General features: G+C 64.7%; 19 protein-coding genes. 13 read left to right on the forward strand and 6 right to left on the reverse strand.

Features of this window, described 5'->3' with window-relative positions; genetic code table 11:
- The first annotated feature begins 4 nt into the window (after positions 1-4).
- Positions 5-760: a MerR family transcriptional regulator gene (locus tag E5720_RS07885; protein WP_136170199.1), complete on the forward strand. Its 756-nt coding sequence runs from the start codon at positions 5-7 to the stop codon at positions 758-760.
- A 163-nt stretch (positions 761-923) separates the two neighbouring features.
- On the opposite strand, the gene E5720_RS07890 is transcribed toward E5720_RS07885, so the two are convergent.
- Positions 924-1592 carry a TetR/AcrR family transcriptional regulator C-terminal domain-containing protein gene (locus E5720_RS07890; protein ID WP_210729970.1) on the reverse strand — a complete coding sequence of 223 codons (669 nt, stop codon included), beginning with the start codon at positions 1590-1592 and terminating at the stop codon, positions 924-926.
- Between the two features lie 48 nt (positions 1593-1640).
- Between E5720_RS07890 and E5720_RS07895 the strand changes: the two genes are divergently transcribed.
- Both E5720_RS07895 and E5720_RS07900 read left to right on the forward strand, forming a co-directional pair.
- Complete coding sequence (locus E5720_RS07895; protein ID WP_136170200.1) at positions 1641-2624, forward strand: NAD(P)-dependent alcohol dehydrogenase; 984 nt, start codon at positions 1641-1643, stop codon at positions 2622-2624.
- Positions 2625-2671: 47 nt separating this feature from the next.
- Positions 2672-4135 (forward strand): HNH endonuclease signature motif containing protein, encoded by a 1464-nt coding sequence (locus E5720_RS07900; RefSeq protein ID WP_136170201.1) that lies wholly within the window; start codon positions 2672-2674, stop codon positions 4133-4135.
- Between the two features lie 118 nt (positions 4136-4253).
- Here E5720_RS07900 and E5720_RS21970 read toward each other — a convergent pair whose 3' ends face one another.
- Positions 4254-4427 carry a hypothetical protein gene (locus tag E5720_RS21970; RefSeq protein WP_247596219.1) on the reverse strand — a complete coding sequence of 58 codons (174 nt, stop codon included), beginning with the start codon at positions 4425-4427 and terminating at the stop codon, positions 4254-4256.
- A gap of 293 nt (positions 4428-4720) precedes the next feature.
- On the opposite strand from E5720_RS21970, the gene E5720_RS07910 reads away from it, so the two are divergent.
- The gene (locus tag E5720_RS07910) at positions 4721-6193 is read left to right on the forward strand and encodes an MFS transporter (RefSeq protein WP_136170202.1); all 1473 of its coding nucleotides are present in this window, start codon (positions 4721-4723) and stop codon (positions 6191-6193) included.
- A gap of 37 nt (positions 6194-6230) precedes the next feature.
- Positions 6231-6932 carry a type 1 glutamine amidotransferase domain-containing protein gene (locus E5720_RS07915; RefSeq protein WP_136170203.1) on the forward strand — a complete coding sequence of 234 codons (702 nt, stop codon included), beginning with the start codon at positions 6231-6233 and terminating at the stop codon, positions 6930-6932.
- Between the two features lie 50 nt (positions 6933-6982).
- Here the strand turns inward: E5720_RS07915 and E5720_RS07920 are convergent, their stop codons facing one another.
- Together E5720_RS07920 and E5720_RS07925 are read right to left on the reverse strand one after the other, a co-directional pair.
- Complete coding sequence (locus E5720_RS07920; RefSeq protein WP_247596220.1) at positions 6983-7678, reverse strand: phosphonatase-like hydrolase; 696 nt, start codon at positions 7676-7678, stop codon at positions 6983-6985.
- The gene (locus tag E5720_RS07925) at positions 7675-8418 is read right to left on the reverse strand and encodes a GntR family transcriptional regulator (RefSeq protein ID WP_136170204.1); all 744 of its coding nucleotides are present in this window, start codon (positions 8416-8418) and stop codon (positions 7675-7677) included. Before E5720_RS07925 ends, E5720_RS07920 begins: the two co-directional genes overlap by 4 nt.
- A 170-nt stretch (positions 8419-8588) precedes the next feature.
- On the opposite strand from E5720_RS07925, the gene E5720_RS07930 reads away from it, so the two are divergent.
- The 8 genes from E5720_RS07930 (at position 8589) to E5720_RS07965 (ending at position 16225) form a co-directional block, all read left to right on the forward strand.
- Positions 8589-9686: a TIGR03364 family FAD-dependent oxidoreductase gene (locus tag E5720_RS07930; protein ID WP_136172520.1), complete on the forward strand. Its 1098-nt coding sequence runs from the start codon at positions 8589-8591 to the stop codon at positions 9684-9686.
- A 23-nt stretch (positions 9687-9709) separates the two neighbouring features.
- Positions 9710-10618: a phosphate/phosphite/phosphonate ABC transporter substrate-binding protein gene (locus E5720_RS07935; protein WP_136170205.1), complete on the forward strand. Its 909-nt coding sequence runs from the start codon at positions 9710-9712 to the stop codon at positions 10616-10618.
- Positions 10615-11409 carry an ATP-binding cassette domain-containing protein gene (locus E5720_RS07940; RefSeq protein WP_210729971.1) on the forward strand — a complete coding sequence of 265 codons (795 nt, stop codon included), beginning with the start codon at positions 10615-10617 and terminating at the stop codon, positions 11407-11409. Before E5720_RS07935 ends, E5720_RS07940 begins: the two co-directional genes overlap by 4 nt.
- Positions 11406-12227, forward strand: coding sequence for a phosphonate ABC transporter, permease protein PhnE (gene phnE / locus E5720_RS07945; RefSeq protein WP_136170206.1), 822 nt, complete (start codon positions 11406-11408; stop codon positions 12225-12227). Before E5720_RS07940 ends, phnE begins: the two co-directional genes overlap by 4 nt.
- A complete protein-coding gene (locus E5720_RS07950; protein ID WP_136170207.1) occupies positions 12224-13240 on the forward strand; it encodes a zinc-binding dehydrogenase in 1017 nt (338 codons plus the stop codon). Before phnE ends, E5720_RS07950 begins: the two co-directional genes overlap by 4 nt.
- Positions 13241-13360: 120 nt before the next feature.
- Positions 13361-15520: an MMPL family transporter gene (locus E5720_RS07955; RefSeq protein ID WP_136170208.1), complete on the forward strand. Its 2160-nt coding sequence runs from the start codon at positions 13361-13363 to the stop codon at positions 15518-15520.
- Positions 15521-15553: 33 nt separating this feature from the next.
- Positions 15554-15775, forward strand: a complete 222-nt coding sequence (locus tag E5720_RS07960; protein WP_136170209.1) for a YgaP-like transmembrane domain — start codon at positions 15554-15556, stop codon at positions 15773-15775.
- A gap of 39 nt (positions 15776-15814) precedes the next feature.
- Entirely contained in the window at positions 15815-16225 is a 411-nt protein-coding gene (locus E5720_RS07965) for a DUF302 domain-containing protein (protein WP_136170210.1), read from the forward strand.
- A 70-nt stretch (positions 16226-16295) separates the two neighbouring features.
- On the opposite strand, the gene E5720_RS07970 is transcribed toward E5720_RS07965, so the two are convergent.
- Both E5720_RS07970 and E5720_RS07975 read right to left on the reverse strand, forming a co-directional pair.
- Positions 16296-16952, reverse strand: coding sequence for a class I SAM-dependent methyltransferase (locus E5720_RS07970; protein WP_247596221.1), 657 nt, complete (start codon positions 16950-16952; stop codon positions 16296-16298).
- Positions 16949-17998 carry an NAD(P)/FAD-dependent oxidoreductase gene (locus E5720_RS07975; protein ID WP_136170211.1) on the reverse strand — a complete coding sequence of 350 codons (1050 nt, stop codon included), beginning with the start codon at positions 17996-17998 and terminating at the stop codon, positions 16949-16951. The genes E5720_RS07970 and E5720_RS07975 overlap by 4 nt, the downstream gene beginning before the upstream one ends.
- Positions 17999-18039: the final 41 nt, after the last annotated feature.

The following is an 18039-nucleotide window of genomic DNA, read 5'->3' on the forward strand; positions in this document are numbered from 1 at the left end:
ATCGATGATCACCATCGGGAAACTCGCTACCTACGCAGGCGTGACGACGAAGGCCATCCGTGTCTACCACGCCAAGGGGCTGCTGCCTGAACCGGAACGGGACGCCTCCGGTTACCGACGCTACGACGCGCAAGCGATCATCGACCTGACGCGCATCATCACCCTCGCTCAGGCTGGCGTCCCGCTTGCCCGCATCCCCCGGGTTCTATCCGCCGACGCCGATACCGCCACCGAACACATAGACCAGATCGATACTGAACTACGCGGCCGCATCCGCCAGCTCCAGCAACGTCGGACCCGACTACAGCACCTCGACCGGCCCGAGCGGCTATGCCTCCCGGCCGAAGCCATCGACTACATGGAACAACTCCGGGCAATCGGCCTGTCCGTCCGTCACGTGAACGCAATCCGCGACGGCTGGATCCTGAGCTACGCCATCGCCCCCGACATCACCCGAGCTATCCTTCCCACACGTACCGCGTTGCTGAGCGATGCGGAGTACATCACGGTGCTCCGCGGATACGACGACGCAATCGACTGGAATCCCAACGACCCCCGACTCCTTCAAATCGCAAACGCAGCAGCACGACTCGCTGAGCACATGACGCTCGTCTCCGACCTTCCCGATTTCGACAAAGTGCCCCCATCGACCCTCGAGATCCTTACCGGCCATCAAGGCATCGACAGCCCCGCGTGGAGGCGCCTTGAAGAGCTCCTCACTCAACGATTAACAGAGCAGGGAGCGCCTCTCGATTACTGATCTCCAGGTGCCAGGTCGACCAGTGCAGGCGCTGAACCTACTAATGTCGTCAATACCTTTCATGTTCAACAAGATCTAGCCTTCACGTGCGTGGTTCGGCCGCTCTGCTGGCGGCAGCGATCCGACCCGCGAACATGCAGAACGGCACTGGGTCGATGTCGGTTTATCGATGTTCGTTGCTGGGCAACCGAAGCGCACCCGCGCCATCGATGACCATCGCGAGGCCAACTTCGAAGGAATCCGCGAACGAATAACCCGGCTGCATCACGTGCTCGCCGGCGAACTGTGCCATCCGCGGGAATTTCGTCAGATCCATCGCGTCCCGAATCGCCTGCGCCGAGCTTGGTATGTCGATGCTCGCGAGCATGCTCTCCTGCAACGCGAACCCATAGACGAACGCATCGACCACCGCGTACGTGTGCGCAGCCGCGGACAGCGAAAAGCCATTCGACAGAAGCACATCCAGCACAGCTTCATGATTGGTCAACGTCGCCTCACCCGGGCTCACCCGCGTCTCCATCAACGCAGTCGCCCACGGGTGCCGACCGAGCGCGAGGCGAAGAGACCGCGACCTCCTCGCCAACTCTTCACTCCACACCCCGTCCGCCACAGGCAGGTAGACCTCGCCGAAAACGTGATCGACGATCGCGTCGAGGATGTCCTCCTTGTTGGCGACGTGGTTGTAGATCGCCATGGGGCGAACCCCGAGTTCGTCGGCGAGAGCCCTCATCGTCAGCGCCGGTACGCCGTCACGATCCGCCAGAGTTACAGCGCAGGCCACGACGCGTTCTCGCGTCAGCGAATTTCGTGGAGCGCGTGCCTTTACCATCATTCCAGAGTAACGTACTTTGTACGTTATCAACCTTCCGGAGGTCAGCTGATGGATCAAGCACACACGATGCGCGCGATACTGCAGCCGCACTACGGGACGAGCGAATCACTCGTCGTCGGCGAAACCGCCATCCCCACGGCCGGACCCGGCCAGATACTCGTGCAAGTACGAGGCGCCGGCATCTCCCGCGGCACCGTCCACCTCCTCACCGGCCTCCCCCGAGTGATGCGCCCCTTCACCGGACTCCGCACCCCGCGCCGACGCATCCCCGGCCTCGACGTCACCGGAGACATCGTCGCCATGGGCAAAGGCGTCACCGATTTCCATGTGGGACAACAAGTATTCGGCATCGCGAAAGGCTCACTCGCCGAATACGCCATCGCCGACGCAAAGGCCCTCGCACCCGCACCCACCGGCCTCGACGACGCCCACGTTGCCGTCCTCGCCGAATCCGGGCTCACCGCACTCCAAGCGCTCGACGCCGCCCGCGTCGAACCAGGCACGCGCCTGCTGATCATCGGAGCCTCCGGCGGGGTCGGCAGCTACGCCGTCGCGCTCGCCGTCGCCAGGGGCGCCGAAGTGACCGCCGTCTGCAGTAGCGCAAAAGCCGAATCCGTAACCAGTTGGGGCGCACAGCACGTCATCGACTACCAACGCGAGGACTACACCACAGCCCAACACAAATACGACGCCATCCTCGACATCGCCGGCGGCACACCGCTACCGCAGCTCCGCCGAATCCTCGCCGACGACGGAACAGCAGCCTTCGTCGGGAACGAAACCGGCGGACCCTGGACCGGAGGCTTCGAGAAGTCCCTGTTCAACGCCGTCCGCATGCTCCCGAGACAGCAGCGCTACGCAGTGGTGACAGCGCGCACCAGGCGCGAGGAGCTGGAGCGTCTCTCCGACATCATCGAACGCCACAACATCATCCCCCACATACACCGCACCTATCCGCTCGATTCAGTGCCCGCAGCCCTGGACGAACTGCAATCCGGAGGTGTCTGCGGGAAGATCGCCATCACCATCTGAAACCGCAGCCACAAAGTTTGTCGGTAGGGCGTTGTATCTTTTTTCGTATGCACGAGTTGGGGGACTTTCGCAGCGCAGACGCACTCTCCGATCAGGAGATCGTGTCCGGCATCAGCGACATCACCCACGCCGAAAACAACTTCGCTGCACAGAAATACGCACTCCTCGCCGAATTCTCCCGACGCGGCCTCAACGTCGCCCTCAAATACTCGACGCCGACGCGGTGGCTCGCCTCCGGAACCCGCGTCGCCGACGGAAACGCCGCCCGACAATTCGACACCGCCAACTGGCTCACCCACTGGCCCGCAGTATCGAAGGCCCTCACCGACGGCGACATCCACGTCGCCCACGTCAGAGAAATTTACGACGGCTACACCCACATCCGCACCGCCGATCCAACGCTCGGCAGCACCCGAATCGCCGACATCGTCGACGACCTACTCGGCGTCGCATTCGACGCGACCGCAGCGAAGGTACAGAAGCGGGCACACGAACTCGCCCACGCCGTTGCTCACGACGCCCGCGCCCGCTACGACGAAGCCCAGCGCGAACGCCAACGACGCGAAGACGAACGCCGGGAGCAGGAAAAGCTCGGTGAGACAGTCGAACCCGAAGACCAATACGAAGAGAAGCTCGAAGAGAAAGTGGGCGCCGACGGTGTGCCCGAGGGTCCGCCTCCGCTACCGGCATCGGAGAACCCAGCGCTCAACAGGTTCGACCTCTACCTCCAATCCGACGGGCGCACCACCTTAATAGGGGACGTCGACAAAATCCTCGCCGAAAAGCTGCGGGCGGTCCTCTCACCGCTGTCGAAGCCGCAACCGGAACCCGACGCCACCCTCGACACCCGGAGTCCATCGAAACGCCAGGCCGACGCGCTCTCCGAGCTACTCGACGCACACCTCACCGGGAACGCCTCCGAGCACGGTACGTCGCGGCCGCAGGTGAACGTCACCGTCAACCTGCGGGACCTCCTCAGCCCCGAAGCACAAGCAAAAATGGGTGGGAATGCTGCAGCCGTTTCCGACAGCCCGGATTCCAGCGCCCCAGGCGCCGAATTGCCAGGTCCCGACAGCCCCGACTGGCCTTTCCGCCTCGGGTGGACCGGGCCCATCAGTAAAAACCTCGCTGAGCTCCTGAGCTGCGACGCCGACCTGACGCCGATCATCATCGACCACAACGGAATTCCCCTAGCAATGGGTAGGTCGGTCCGGCTCGGCACAACCTCCCAACGCACCGCCGTCATCCTCCGAGACCGCTGCTGCGTCATGTGCGGGCGCCCCGCCGACTGGTGCCTGCTCCACCACGTAGTCTTCTGGCGAAACGGCGGCCCCACCGACGTCAACAACCTCGCCCTCGTCTGCAGTGAATGCCACCGCGCCATCCACAACGACGGATGGGAAATCGCATTCGGCGACGACGGCCACCCCGTCGTCACCCCGCCAGCCGATGTCGACCCGCACCGAAAACCACGACCCAGCTACCACCGAAGACGAAAACCCGCCATGTAGAACAACATTGACATCAGCGCTGGGCCAGACCCGCCGCCCGGCCACACCACATCGACACCAGGAGCTGCTGCGCCCCACCCACTCAGAGTCCGAGCGCGAAAAACAAGAGCAGTAGCCGTCAGATCGACCCCGCCTGCTCGATGACCAGGATCCGAGCTTCCCCGACCGGCACCGCCTTGTGCTCGTCACCGACCTCGGCCACGCACATCGTTCCGGGGACGAGCCTTTCGACGTGCTCGCCCGCCGAGTCCCGGTAGTGCATGTCCACGATGCCGTCGACGACGACGAACACTTCGGTGCCATCGTTGACGTGCCAGACCTACGCACTGTCGGTCCAATGCAGGCGGACAGTGGCATTGTCCACCGATGCGAGCAGTTGCGCGCCCCAAGCCTGCTCCGCCGTGAAGTCGCCAGCCGTCACAAAACGCATCTATCGTCCCCCATCTGTCGAAGTCGGTCACCGGACGCTACCGCCCGAGGGCATGGCGCAGCTCACAGTCATATCAGTTGTCCGCAACATAGTTGTGGACTACTGTTTTCCGGGTGCAGCGACACCGCGCCGCCTGCACGAAGACGAGGAGACCAATGAGCACCACCGAAAAGCAGGACAGTCGAGTACTGATCCCGGCGCTCGCAGTCACCGTGATGGTCGTCGCGCTGCTCCAAACCGTGGTTATCCCGGTACTGGCAGACATCGGCAAAGCTTTGAACGCATCTTCCTCCGCCGTCGGCTGGACGGTGACCGCGAACCTGCTGGCCGCGGCCGTCCTGACCCCGATACTCGGACGGCTCGGTGATGTACGCGGCCGACGCCCGGTGCTCCTGGGGATCCTGATCGTCGTCGCCGCGGGTTCCCTGCTGGCGGCGCTGACCACCTCGCTACCGCTGCTGATCCTCGCGCGGATTCTGCAGGGCGCGTCGTTCGGCCTTTTCCCACTCGCTATCGGGGTGCTGCGTGACGAACTACCCGCGCAGCGGCTCACCGGCGCGATGGCCGTGGTCAGCGGCACTCTCGGCATCGGTGGCGGCATCGGATTGGTTCTCACCGGGCTACTGACCCGCGACGGCGGCGACTACCACCGCATCTTCTGGCTCTCCCTCGCCGTCACCCTGGTGTCCTTGGTGCTGGCGGCGGTCACTGTCCCCAAGCATCGCCCCGCGGGCGGTGGCGGAATCGACTGGCTCGGCGGCGGCGTGCTCGGTGCCGGATTGATACTGCTGCTGCTCCCACTCTCACAGGGTCACGAGTGGGGCTGGGCCTCGCCCGCCACCATCGGCTGCCTCGTCGCATCGGTGATCGTTTTCGCGCTCTGGATTGTCCTCGAACGCCGCGTCGACGAGCCTCTGGTGCTGCCATCACTCCTGGCCAACCGCCCGTTCATGATTACGAACGCCGCCGGACTCCTCATCGGAGTCGCGATGTTCGTCTCGTTCCTCGGCGTCTCCGGGTTCGTGCAGACCCCATCGGAGGTCGGCTACGGCTTCTCGGCCAGCGTCCTCGCCGCCAGCAGTGTCTACCTTCTGCCCGGCGCGTTGGCCGGAGTGGTCGTCGCACCGATCGGTGGACGCCTCGTGCACCGTTTCGGTGGCCGCTCCACCTTGACCCTCGCGTCCCTGGTCGGCGCTGTCGGCTTCGCGTTCATCGCCGTTCTCCACACCGCAAGCTGGCAGCTCATCCTCGGAGTGCTGTTCATCAACAGCGCTGTCAGTCTCGGCTACGCAGCGATGCCCGCCCTCATCGTCGACGAGGTCCGCCCCGACCAAACCGGCGTCGCGAACAGCGTCAACTCCATCGCCCGCTCGGTCGGCAGTTCGCTGGCCAGTGCGGTGGTCATCACCCTCCTCAGCAGTCAGCTGCTCCCCATCGGGCTGCCGAAGGAGTCCTCGTACGTCATTGCCTTCGTCATCGGCGCCGTCGGACTCACACTCAGCGCCGTCATCGTCGCCGTCGGCCTGCCCCGCCCGGGCTCACGTGTCGATACCCGGGACTCCCTGGAAATCGAACAGGAACGGGCGACTTCCCTCGCCGGGGAATGGTCGACAGTCACCGGACGTTGAAGACCACATCAAGCCAACCAAGAACGGAAGTACAACCATGACCTCAGTACTGATCGTCGTCACCGGCTCGGACCACTGGACCCTCAACGACGGAACCCTCCATCCGACGGGATTCTGGGCTGAGGAACTGCTGAGCCCGCTGTCTGTTTTCAAAGACGCCGGCATCCCCTTCACCATTGCCACTCCCGGCGGCGTCCGCCCGACGGTCGACGAAACCAGCCTCGCCCCCGAGTCGACCGGTGGCGCAGACGAATCCGCTCGCCAGCGCGCCGCACTGGACGCGCTCGACGACCAGCTCGCAGCACCGCTGAAGCTCGAAGATGTCTCGGCCGATGACTATGCAGCGGTGTACATCCCGGGCGGGCACGGCCCGATGGAAGACCTCGCTGTCTCCCCGGTTCTCGGCAAGCTGCTCATCACGATGCTCGACGCCGGAAAGGTCATCGGCTCGGTCTGCCACGGCCCCGCTGCCCTGCTCTCCGCAACGAAGCCCGACGGCGAATGGGCATTCGCCGGACGAGTGATGTCCGGGTTCACCAACGACGAAGAGCGCCAGGCAGGCTTGGCCGACAAGGCACCGTGGCTGCTGGAGGACCGACTCCGGGCCGCTGGCGCCGATCTGAAGGTCGGGCCTGCGTGGGGACCGTTCTCCGTCGTCGACGGCACCGTCGTCACCGGCCAGAACCCGCAGTCGAGCACCGAAGTTGCCGAGAAAATCGTCGCGCAACTCCAGAAGTAACCAGTACGAAAAGAACGGAGCGCCACTCGGCGCTCCGTTCTTTTTGTCTACTAGAGCAATTCACCGACAGTGGCGAGGCTCGGCAACACGTGCGTGAGCGGCGACTTCCTGAGCACGTCCTCGCCGAACGAACCACTGAGCACTCCGACGACAATGCCGGAGCCCGCATTGTGCCCGGCGAGAACATCATTGGGCGTGTCCCCGGCCACCAGGACGCGTCGAACATCGGTGACTCCGGTTGCCTCCATGCTGCGGAAAATCAAGTAAGGCGCGGGCCGGCTCGCCGCAACGAGGTCCGAGGTGACGAGCGCGTCGACCGTGTCTTCCTCCCCCTCCCCGACGGTCCAGCCCATCCCGGTGAGGATGGCGTCGGCGATATCCGCGGAATACCCGGTCTGCAGTGCCACTTTCACGCCCTGCGCGCGCAATGCACGCAGCGCCTCCGGCACGCCTGCCACCGGTTTCGGCGGGGTCTGCCGGTAGGCGGCGATGAGGCTCGCGCGAAAGTCCTCGAACACTTCGTGGACGAACTTCGGATCGGTGGACGCGCCCAGCCCGTCGAGTAGACCGGCGATCGCTTCGAGTTTGCTGGTCCCCTTCCACTTGGCCAGCAGTTCGGCCGGTAGCGGGCAGCCGGCTGCGTCGGCGACGGTCCGCGAGAGCACCTCGTACACGAGCCCTCCCTCGTCCACGGTGGTACCGGCCATATCGAGGCTGGCGAGGTCGAACGAGCGTGCAATGGTCACGAAATCTCCTTGACGATGCGCAGGTCGTGCGCGGATCGGGTGTTGTCGATGGTGAATGCGACCCGGTCGGGTCGGTAACGGTCGTCGGCGTATTCGAGTGGAGTACCGGAAAGGTCTACCGCTCTCCGTCTTTCGCGTAGCAGGGGCGCCCCTGGGTCGATGTCGAGGTGCGCCGCGTCGACGTCGGTGGCGGCGACGGCATCGATGGTGTGCCGGCCTTCGTGAAGGTCGACGCCTTGACCGATCAGGTATGCGTAGATGGAACCGGAGTCGGGGTCGAAGTCGAACAGGGTGCGTCCGACGGATTCGATGAAGCTGGAGCGCTCGAGCATCGCGGGCATACCGTCGAGCGTCCGGAGCCTGAGCACGTCGACGACGGCAGTGCCCGAATCCAGGCCGAGCGAGGCTGCGGCCAGCGGAGTCGCTGCGCGGCGCGCTATCTCGAGGGTGCGCTGACCTGGGGTTCGTCCGATCGCCTTCGCCCACGCGGTGAACGACATGAACGTCTCGAACGATTGCCCGACGGCCGTGTCGCACACCACCGGTGGACGTCCACGGCCACCGGCGATCAATCCCTCGTTACGTAGCGCGGCCAGCGCGGCCCGCACTGTCCCGCGTGAGGCCTCGAATGTCGTGCACAACGTTGCCTCCGAGGGCATGGGGGCACCGACGGGCAGGGCGCCGTCGACGATCTGTGCACGGAGAGCGTCGGCGACGCGGGAATGCAGCGGAAGTGACATTGAGGCTGGCCTCCAACATGATTGAACAACTTTGATGCTGCGCAGTCTAACCACCCGAACCTGGCAGAAACAATGCTGCACAACGGACATGAACGCCTGGTGAACTTGTTCGAACAACTGACTCCGAACCGTTGACGCTTGCTCATAGAACGGGAACTGTTGCCCAGGTGATGATCGACCGAACCCCCCACCACCGATTCGACCTCGTCGTCGTCGGCGCCGGCATCGTCGGCCTTGCCCATGCCGTCGACGCAGTCCTGCGCGGTATGTCCGTGGCCGTCGTCGAACGAGACGACCACGCCGTCGGCGCGTCCATCCGAAACTTCGGACACGTCTGCGCCACAGCACAATCCGGGGACGCCCTGACATTCGCGCTGTCCGCACGCGAACGCTGGCTGATGCTCGGACGCAAAGCCGGCTTCGAGGTACGTGAATGCGGCACCCTCGTTCTCGCCCGTGCACCGGACGAGCTGGCTGTACTCGAAGAATTCTCAGCCGAACGTGGATCCGAACAGGTGACCCTCGGCGCCGCTACCGGTCCGTTCAGCGGCATCGGCGCCGCGCACCTGCCTCTCGACCTCCGCGTCGATCCTCGCGAGGCGGTGCCGGCGATCGCGGCGTGGCTGGCGGCGGAAGGCGTCGAATTCTTCTGGAACACATACGTAACCGGTATCGACACGAACGCGGTGCACACCTCGCGCGGTGAGATCCACGGGCAGAACATGGTTCACGCCGTCGGCCACGACGTCGACCGACTCTTCCCCGACATTGCCGCCGAATGGAACGTTCAACGCTGCCGCCTCCAGATGCTCGAAGTCGCCCCACCCGACGACGTCGTCATCGACGCGGCCGTGCTCACCGGACTGTCGATGCTGCGTTACGACGGGCTCGCGGCCATGCCTTCTGCCGCGGCGGTACGCGCACGAATGAAGGAAGATTCACCCGAATTGCTCGACACCGTCATGAATCTCATGCTCACTCAACGCCCCGACGGTGCCATCGTCCTCGGTGACACCCACCATTACGCACGCACCCACACCCCGTTCGACGACGAACGCAACGCCGAGCTACTCCTGCGCGAGGGCGCATCACTGTTCGGGGCGCCGTTGACCGTCCTGCGCCGGTGGCGTGGGGTCTACGCCTCCAGTGACCGCACCGACTTCCTCACCGCCGCCCCCTCCTCGAACGTCCGGGTGGTGTCGGTGACCTCCGGAATCGGCATGACCACCGCGCTCGGCCTCGCACCCACCGTCCTCGACTCGTTCTGACCTTCACCCCATCAGGAGAACCGATGTTCAAGCCCCGCCACGCGGCCCTCGTGATCGCCGCGCTCACCCTCACCCTCACCGCCTGTGGCGACAGTTCCGACACCGCTGCAAGCACTCCCACCTGCCCAGGTGGGAAGATCCGCTTCGGTGTGGAGCCTTTCGAGGATCCCGCCAAACTGACCCCGGCGTTCCAGGTCGTCGGCGAAGCTTTGTCGGAGAAGCTGAACTGCCCGGTAGAAGTGACCGTGGTGGACAGTTACTCCGCCGAGGTCCTCGCCATGCGCAACGGACAACTCGAGCTCGGTGTCTTCGGTCCGCTCGGTTACGTTTTCGCGAGCCAGGAGGCCGATGCCCGCGCGCTCGCCTCCTTCGGGACGGCCGACGGTCAGCTCTCCACCTACACGGCCGGGGTCTGGGTGCCCAAGGACTCCGACATCGACTCGATCGACGACCTTCGCGGACGTACTCTTGCCCTCTCCGAGCCCGGATCGACCTCGGGTGACGCACTTCCCCGGATGGCATTGCGCCAGAGCGGAATGCAGGACGACGATGTCAAGATCACCTATGCCGGCGGCCACCCCGAGGCACTACTGGCATTGGCCAACGGCAAGGTCGACGCCGCCGAGATCAACTCCCAACAGCTGGCGACCTCCACCGGGGAAGGCCAGTTCGACACCTCGAAGTTCCGGCAAGTGTGGACCTCCGACCCGATCCCCAACGACCCCATCACCGTCGCAGGCAGTACCAGCGAGGAATTCCAGAAAGCCGTCGCCGACGCCCTGGTGGACCTGCCGCCCGACGCCGTCGCCGAGGCGGGCGCTTTGCTCGACGTCGACCCGGCCGGACAACTCCTGCCCGTCGACAAGAGCACGTATCAGCCGCTGTTCGACCTCGCCGACGCCCTCGGACTCACCTCCAAGGATGCGGAGTGACCACCGACTTGTTGTCCGAAACAGTTTGCGGCGCAGTTGCTTTCGAGCGTAACGCTCCCGCATTGTCGATCCGCGCGCTCCGAACTTCCTTCGGTGACCGTACCGTCCTGCACGGCGTCGACCTCGACGTGCACGCCGGGGAACTGGTGGGCATCCTCGGCGCCAACGGATCCGGCAAGTCGACGATGCTGCGATGCGTCGTAGGCCTCACCTCGGTGGACGGCGGCAGCATCGAAATCGGCGGCGAATCCGCGCTGACCCAAGGCCCTGCCCGGAAGGCAGCCATGGTGTTTCAGCAGATTCATCTCGTCGGTCGAAGATCGGTCCTCGATAACGTCTGCGCGGGCGCCCTCGGCAGATTGTCGCTCCGCCGGTCGTGGTCCACCCTCGCATTCCCTCGCGCCCTGCGGGAGGAGGCGATGGGATGCCTCGACCGCGTCGGGCTCGCCGACCGAGCACACGACCGCGCCGACCGACTCTCCGGCGGCCAACAACAACGCGTCGCCATCGCCCGTGCACTGTGCCAACGAGCGCCCGTCCTCCTCGCCGACGAGCCAGTCTCGGCCCTCGACCCAGCCTCGGCCGAACAGGTCATGACGCTGCTGCAATCCTTGGCCTCCGACGGCATCGCCGTCGCCGCCGTGCTGCATCAACCCGATCTTGCGCGACGGCACTGCCATCGCATAATCGGGCTCGATCAGGGCCGGATCTCCTTCTCCTGCGCAGCCTACGACCTGGACGACGACACCGTCGCCGCGCTCTACAGCTCCTCCGAAAGAGTTGAACAATGACCACTCTCGATGTTCGTCGTCTCGAGGTACCGCCTCACCCGCGCCGCCGAATGGGCATGATCGGGGGCGCGGCCCTCGTCGTCGGTTTGATCGCGGTGCACATCTGGGCGGTGGAGGAAACCGATGTATCCGCAACCGCCCTCATCAGCGGGTGGCAGGGCATCGCCTCGTTCCTCGGTTCTGCTTTCCCACCGGACTTTTCGTGGACGACCGTCGTGCAACCGGGCATCGAGGCATGCCTGGTCACTCTGGCGATCGGACTCGTCGGCACGACGTTCTCCATCCCGTTCTCGATTCTGTTCGCCGTACTCGGATCGCGGTCGACGAACCGAAACCCGTTCGCATATCAGGCCGCTCGCGCCGTCATGTCGTTCCTGCGCGCGGTTCCCGACATCGTGTTTGCGCTCATCTTCGTCACCGCCGTCGGGCTCGGTCCGTTCGCAGGCGTGCTGGCGATCATCCTGCACAACACCGGAGTGATGGCCAAGCTGTGGTCCGAGGCGATGGAAGAAATCGACCAGGGGCCCATCGACGCACTACGTGTCGCCGGAGCGTCGAGCACGCAGGTAGCTGTCCATGTAGTCCTACCGACGGTTGTTCCGCAGTTCGTCGGCCTGTTGCTCTACCGGCTCGACGTCAACGTCCGGTCCTCGCTCGTCCTCGGACTGGTCGGCGCAGGTGGTATCGGATTCCTCATCAACCAGTCGATTTCACTGTTCCGTTTCGATGAAATGATGACCTACATCCTGATGGTTCTGGTGCTCGTCGTCGCCGTCGACCTGCTCAGCGGTGCAGTGCGCAAGCGCCTCGGGGCATGACCGCTCTCGCGGCAGTGTGGTCGGGGAGCGCATTTTCCCTACAACAGGTGCCGTTTCCGGACTTGGCCGATGGTGAGGTCCTCGTCGAGATCGAACTGTCGACGGTGTGCGGAAGCGACCTGCACACCGTCGCTGGGCATCGCAGCACACCGGTCCCCACTGTCCTCGGGCACGAAAGCGTCGGACGCGTGGTCGACATCGGCACGGGCGCGACCGTCGCCGTCGGAGATCGGGTGGTGTGGACCGTCGGCACGGCCTGCGGCGCCTGCAGGCGATGTGTGCGCGGTGTGCCGCAGAAGTGCGTCGACCTCCGCAAGTACGGGCATGCAGCAATCAGCGACCGGTGGATTCTCAACGGCGGCTTCGCAACTCACATACACCTTCTCGCCGGGACGCGCGCCGTCGTCGTCCCGGAAGACCTGCCCGCAGCGCTCCTCGCCCCGGCAGGGTGTGCCACGGCCACCGTCGTCTGCGCGGCACGGCGGATCGGGCTCGCCGCGGGTGACGCCGTGGTGGTCCTCGGCTGCGGCATGCTCGGGCTGACGGCGGTGGCCTACGCCCTCGACCGTGGGGCGACGTCGGTGCTCGCCTGCGATCCGAACCCGGCCCGTCGAGCAGCAGCCTCGGAGATCGGGGCGACAGCGGTGTGTGCGCCGGAAGAGTTGGCCGACATCGGCCGCGGAGCGGATGCCATCTTCGAACTGTCCGGGAGCTCGTCTTCTGTCGCCGCTGCACTCGAAGTGGTGGGGCTGGGTGGGCGGATCGTGTTGGTGGGATCGGTGTTTCCCAGTTCAGCTGTGGCGTTCGATCCAGAATTTTTGGTCCGCAACCTCGTCACCGTCTCCGGAAGTCACAATTACGCGCCGTCCGACCTCGTCGAGGCCGTGGAGTTCTTGCAGCGCACACCGGCGGCGCATCTACTGGCTGCTGCCGTCGGCGAGCGTCATCCGCTGGAGGAGATCGATGCTGCCTTCGCCTCTGGGCGGTCCGCAGTGCGGGGCGCCGTCGGCTGACTTCGAGTGGGGTACCCCCGGGGGTACTTGCATACCCCCCTAGGTATGTGCGACAGTGGAACGACAGAGCCGCCGCTGACCGCTGCTGATCGCATACCCCCACCCGTATAGGAGTAGCTGATGTCCGAGTCGGACACCGTTCCGGATTCACGCCGTGAATCGGAAAAACAACAGCACCGCAAACCCGGCATACTCGGCCGACTGGGTAGCACCATGGTCACCCGTCGCAAGTGGGTGTTCGGGGTCTGGCTCATCGCTCTCGTCGCTCTCGGGTCCGCGGCACCATCGGTCTTCACCTCGCTCGCCGGCGCCGGATGGCAGGCCAACGGATCCGAATCCGTCCAGGTCCGCGAACTCGCACAAGAACACTTCGGCGGGAACTCCTCGGCCGCAGTGCAGGTCGTGGTGCACTCCGACACCGCGACGATCGACGACCCCGCCGTGCAGCAGACACTCGCCGCGGTCACCGAAGTCTTCGACGGCGACGCCCGGTTCGGCGAGATCATCGCCCCACAACCAGGCATGACGATCAGCCCCGACCAGCACACCGGCATCGTCATCGCAGGCGCCAATGCAAGCACCGACGAGATGGTCAAAGCCGTCGACGATGTCAAAGGCGACCTGACCGCACTATCCGGTGACGGCATCGAGGTCTACCCCACCGGATCGTCCGCACTGTGGTCGGACTTCAACAAGGCCAACCACGACGCCATGATCCAGGCCGAGTTGATCTCCTGGCCAGTCACTTTGGCGATCATGGTTCTCGCGTTCGGCTCCCTCGTCGCCGCAGGCCTCCCGTTGCTGCTGACCGTCGCCGGACTCGTCGCCTCCGCAGGCGGGCTCGTGCTGCTGAATCAGGTCACGCCGATCTCGGTGTGGGCGATGAACTTCGCAATGATGTTCGCGCTCGCCCTCGGAATCGACTACGCCCTCTTCATCGTCGCCCGGTTCCGTGACGCCCTACGCAAGTCCGATCCGCGGGCCGCGGTCGCCGAAACCATGGACACCGCCGGTAAAGCAGTGGTGCTCTCCGGCCTGACCGTGCTGGTCAGCCTCACCGCCGTCCTACTCGTCCCTGCCCCCGCGGTGCGGACGATGGCCGTCGGAATCATGCTCGCAGTGTTCTTCGTCCTCGTCGCCACCCTGACATTGCTGCCGGCGACGCTCGGCGCCCTCGGCAACAAGGTCAACGCCGCATCACTGCCCTACGCCAAACGCCAAACGCACCGCTCACCGAAGTTCGCGGCCTGGGGCGAACTGCTCCACAAGCACCCATGGCCGTTCGCAGTCGTCTCAGTCGGCATCTTGATCGCACTCGCATTGCCCGTCCTGGGGCTCAAGGTTGCGATGCCGTCCATCGCCGTCGTCCCCGAGGACGCACCCGTCCGCCAAGGCTACGAACTGGTCCAGACACAGTTCGGCGACGGAGCACCCGGCGCACTACAGATAGTCGTCGCCGACGCCGATGCCCAGCAAACCGCGTCAGCGGCAGCAGGCGTCGACGGAATCGCCATGGTCACCCCACCCCAACCCGCCATGGACGGTTCGGGATACTCACTCCTACAAGCACTTCCGACGGTCGATCCTTCGGACGAAGCGATGGGCACCATACTCGCCGACCTCCGCGCCGAGCTTCCGGAGTCTGCACTGGTCGGCGGCGCACCGGCAGAGAACCTGGACCTGCAGCAGGCCCTGAACGACTACCTACCGCTGGTGATCGGCATCATCCTCGTCCTCGGCTTCATTCTGCTGCTCGTCGCACTGCAAGCTCCGTTGATCGCAGTCCTCGGAACTGTCGTCAGTCTGCTGTCCACCGCCGCCGCATTCGGTGTCGCGAAGCTGATCTTCCAGGACGGCCACGGCGCATCCTTGCTCGGCTTCACCCCACAGGGCTTCCTCGACGGCTGGGGACCGGTGTTCTTCTTCGCGATGATCTTCGCCATCGCCATGGACTACACCGTCTTCCTCCTCGCCACCGCGAAAGAACACTACGAGAAGTCCGGTGACGCCAAGATCGCCCAGGTCGACGGCCTCGCCCATTCCGGTCGCGTCATCCTCGCGGCAGCAGCGGTGATGGTCGCGGTGTTCTTCACCTTCGCGCTCTCCGATCCGCTACCGCCGAAAGAAATGGGCATCATTCTCGGTGTCGCAGTCCTACTCGACGCGGTACTGATCAGGCTCATCCTGCTCCCGGTGATGCTGCGCCTGACCGGCCACGCGGCCTGGTGGTCACCGGCATGGCTCCGCAAGGTTCTGCCGTCCATCAGCTTTTCCCACTGACATTTTTCTACAGAAGATCGGAGAGTAGAAAAAATGATCGACAAGTTCTCGGGCTGGCCCATCGAACGCACCGTTCCCGCCCTCGCGGCCGCCGTCGCCGCAACCGGTCTGGTCCTCGGCGAAACCAGCTCCCCACGCTGGCGGTTCCTGAGCGCCTTCGCCGCAGCAAACCTGGGCCTCTACGCTGCAGTCGGATGGTGCCCGGCGAGCCTGCTTCTTTCCAAAACCGGCGTGCCCAGTCTACGTAACGGGTAAGCCTTCAACAGTGCCACTCACAACCGAAAGGACCCACTTATGAACATTGCACTATCGACCACATTGACCGATACCGACTTCGACACCGCCGTCGCCCAAACCAAAGAAGCACTCTCCGCGCAAGGCTTCGGCGTCCTCACCGAAATCGATATGCAGGCCACCCTGAAAGCCAAGCTCGGCGAAGACATGGAGCAGTACCTGATCCTCGGCGCCTGCAACCCGAACCTCGCGCACCGCGCGGTCGGCGTCATGCCCCAGATCGGACTGCTGCTCCCTTGCAACGTCCTCGTCCGCGCCGACACCACCACCGCAGGATCGTTCCTCGTCGAGGCAATGAACCCCGCCATCATGGTCGAGGTCACCGGCGAAACCGAACTGTCCTCCGTCGCACAGGAAGCGACGACCAAGCTGCAGGCAGCGATCTCCGCTCTCGGCGGCAAGAACTCCTGATCCAACCGACGGGGGCGGCCGGGTTCATCCTGGTCGCCCCCGTCTGCGTACTAGGACACAGGCACAACAGCTAACGATCTGTGCGGCGCAGCGCGATGACGTTGTCGGTCACCGTGGCAGTCTGCCCGTCTGGCCCCGATGCGGTTCGCTGTGCTGCTTTCACGCGTATCGGCTGCCAGTGATCGTCGTCGAGGTCGAGCATTTTCAGGGTGTCCTGTGGTGTCGGGAACCGAACGTCGGGGTCCTGGTTCCAGGACCAGGGGGCCGTGGAGGCATGATCGACGATCAGAAGCAGACCCTGCGTTGCGACGCTCTCTGCCGCTCGGCGAAGGACCTGTTCCCTGGGGATGTCGATCGGGGTGTGGAAGTACTGCGCGGACACCAGATCGAACGATCCGCCTGGCAGGGACTGCGATACGTCGCATTTCTCAAAGGTCACGTTGGCGGTGAGGCCCTGCTCTGCGGCCTGGGAGCGGGCGCGTTCGAGGACAGTGGCGGACACGTCGACCGCCGTGACCGTCCATCCCCTGCCTGCGAGCCAGAGTGCGTCCCCGCCTTCGCCGCAGCCGATGTCCAATACCGATCCCGGAGTCAGGTCGGCAGTGATATCGGCGAGCACGGCATTGGGTAGACCGCTCCATGGTCGAATGTTCCTCTGGTAGTGAGGTTCCCAAAAAGACTCGGACGCGGGGCGTGGGATGGTGGAGCCAACTTCATGTGTCGTCACTGTCGTACCTTCGATTCGGTGGGAAATCTATGACGTCGGGCGCCCAGAGTTGCTGCCGCGGCGGAGAACACATCAGGTGCCGTCGGCGCAGTTCGCGTCTCGTCGACGACGCGTCGCACGTCCTCGTCGAGGAGGCTCGCATTGATCGCCGCCGCTGCGGTGAATCCTGCCGCTGCCGAATTGATCACTCCGGCATACATATCGGCGACATTTCCGGCCACCCAGACGCCAGGAACCTGGGTGGCTCCGCTCGGATCTGCGGCGAATACGGAGCCGAGGAGCGCCTCACCCGCCCTCTGTTCGGTTGGATTCAGCTCGAGTGACTCGAGCACCTCGGAGTGCGCGGAGAAGAGCGGCGCAACTACCAAGGCTTGGCAGGCGAATGAGTCGCCCGAGCCCAACCTGACACCCGTCATGCGATCGTCGTCGACGAGGACACCGGCGACGAGGCCGTCGATCACCGAGATTCCGCGGGCGGCGAGCACTTCCCACTGCTGCTCGGTCGGTTCCGGAGCTGTGTGCAAAAACAAAGTGACATCGTCACTGAGCTGACGGAACATCAAAGCCTGATGCACGGCGCCCGGCCCGGTGCCGAGAACTCCGATGGCCTGGTCCCGCACTTCCCATCCATGGCAGTACGGGCAGTGCAGCACGTCACGCCCCCACCGCTCGCGCAGACCAGCGATATCGGGGAGTGTGTCGGTGAGTCCGCTGGCGACCAGAAGCTTCCGGGCGTTCACCTTCTGCCCGTCGGCCACATCGACTGTGAAGCCAGTCTCGGTGCGCTGGGCAGCAACAGCACGTCCGGAGATCACCGTACCGCCGTAGGACGTCAGTTCGTCTCGACCGACAGCAGTCAACTCCGTCGCGGAGATGCCGTCCCGAGTCAAGAAATTGTGCACTCCCTCGGCGGGCGCGTTGCGGGGGCGTCCGGCGTCGACGACGATCACCGAGCGTCGGGAACGCGCCAGTGTCACCGCTGCGCTCAACCCGGCAGCACCACCACCGATCACTGCAACATCCCAGGTGCGGGATCGATTGTTCATGTCTTGTCCGTTCATTGTGTAAATATGAACTGCCCACATCT

This window comes from Rhodococcus sp. PAMC28707, assembly GCF_004795915.1.
Classification (GTDB): domain Bacteria; phylum Actinomycetota; class Actinomycetes; order Mycobacteriales; family Mycobacteriaceae; genus Rhodococcoides.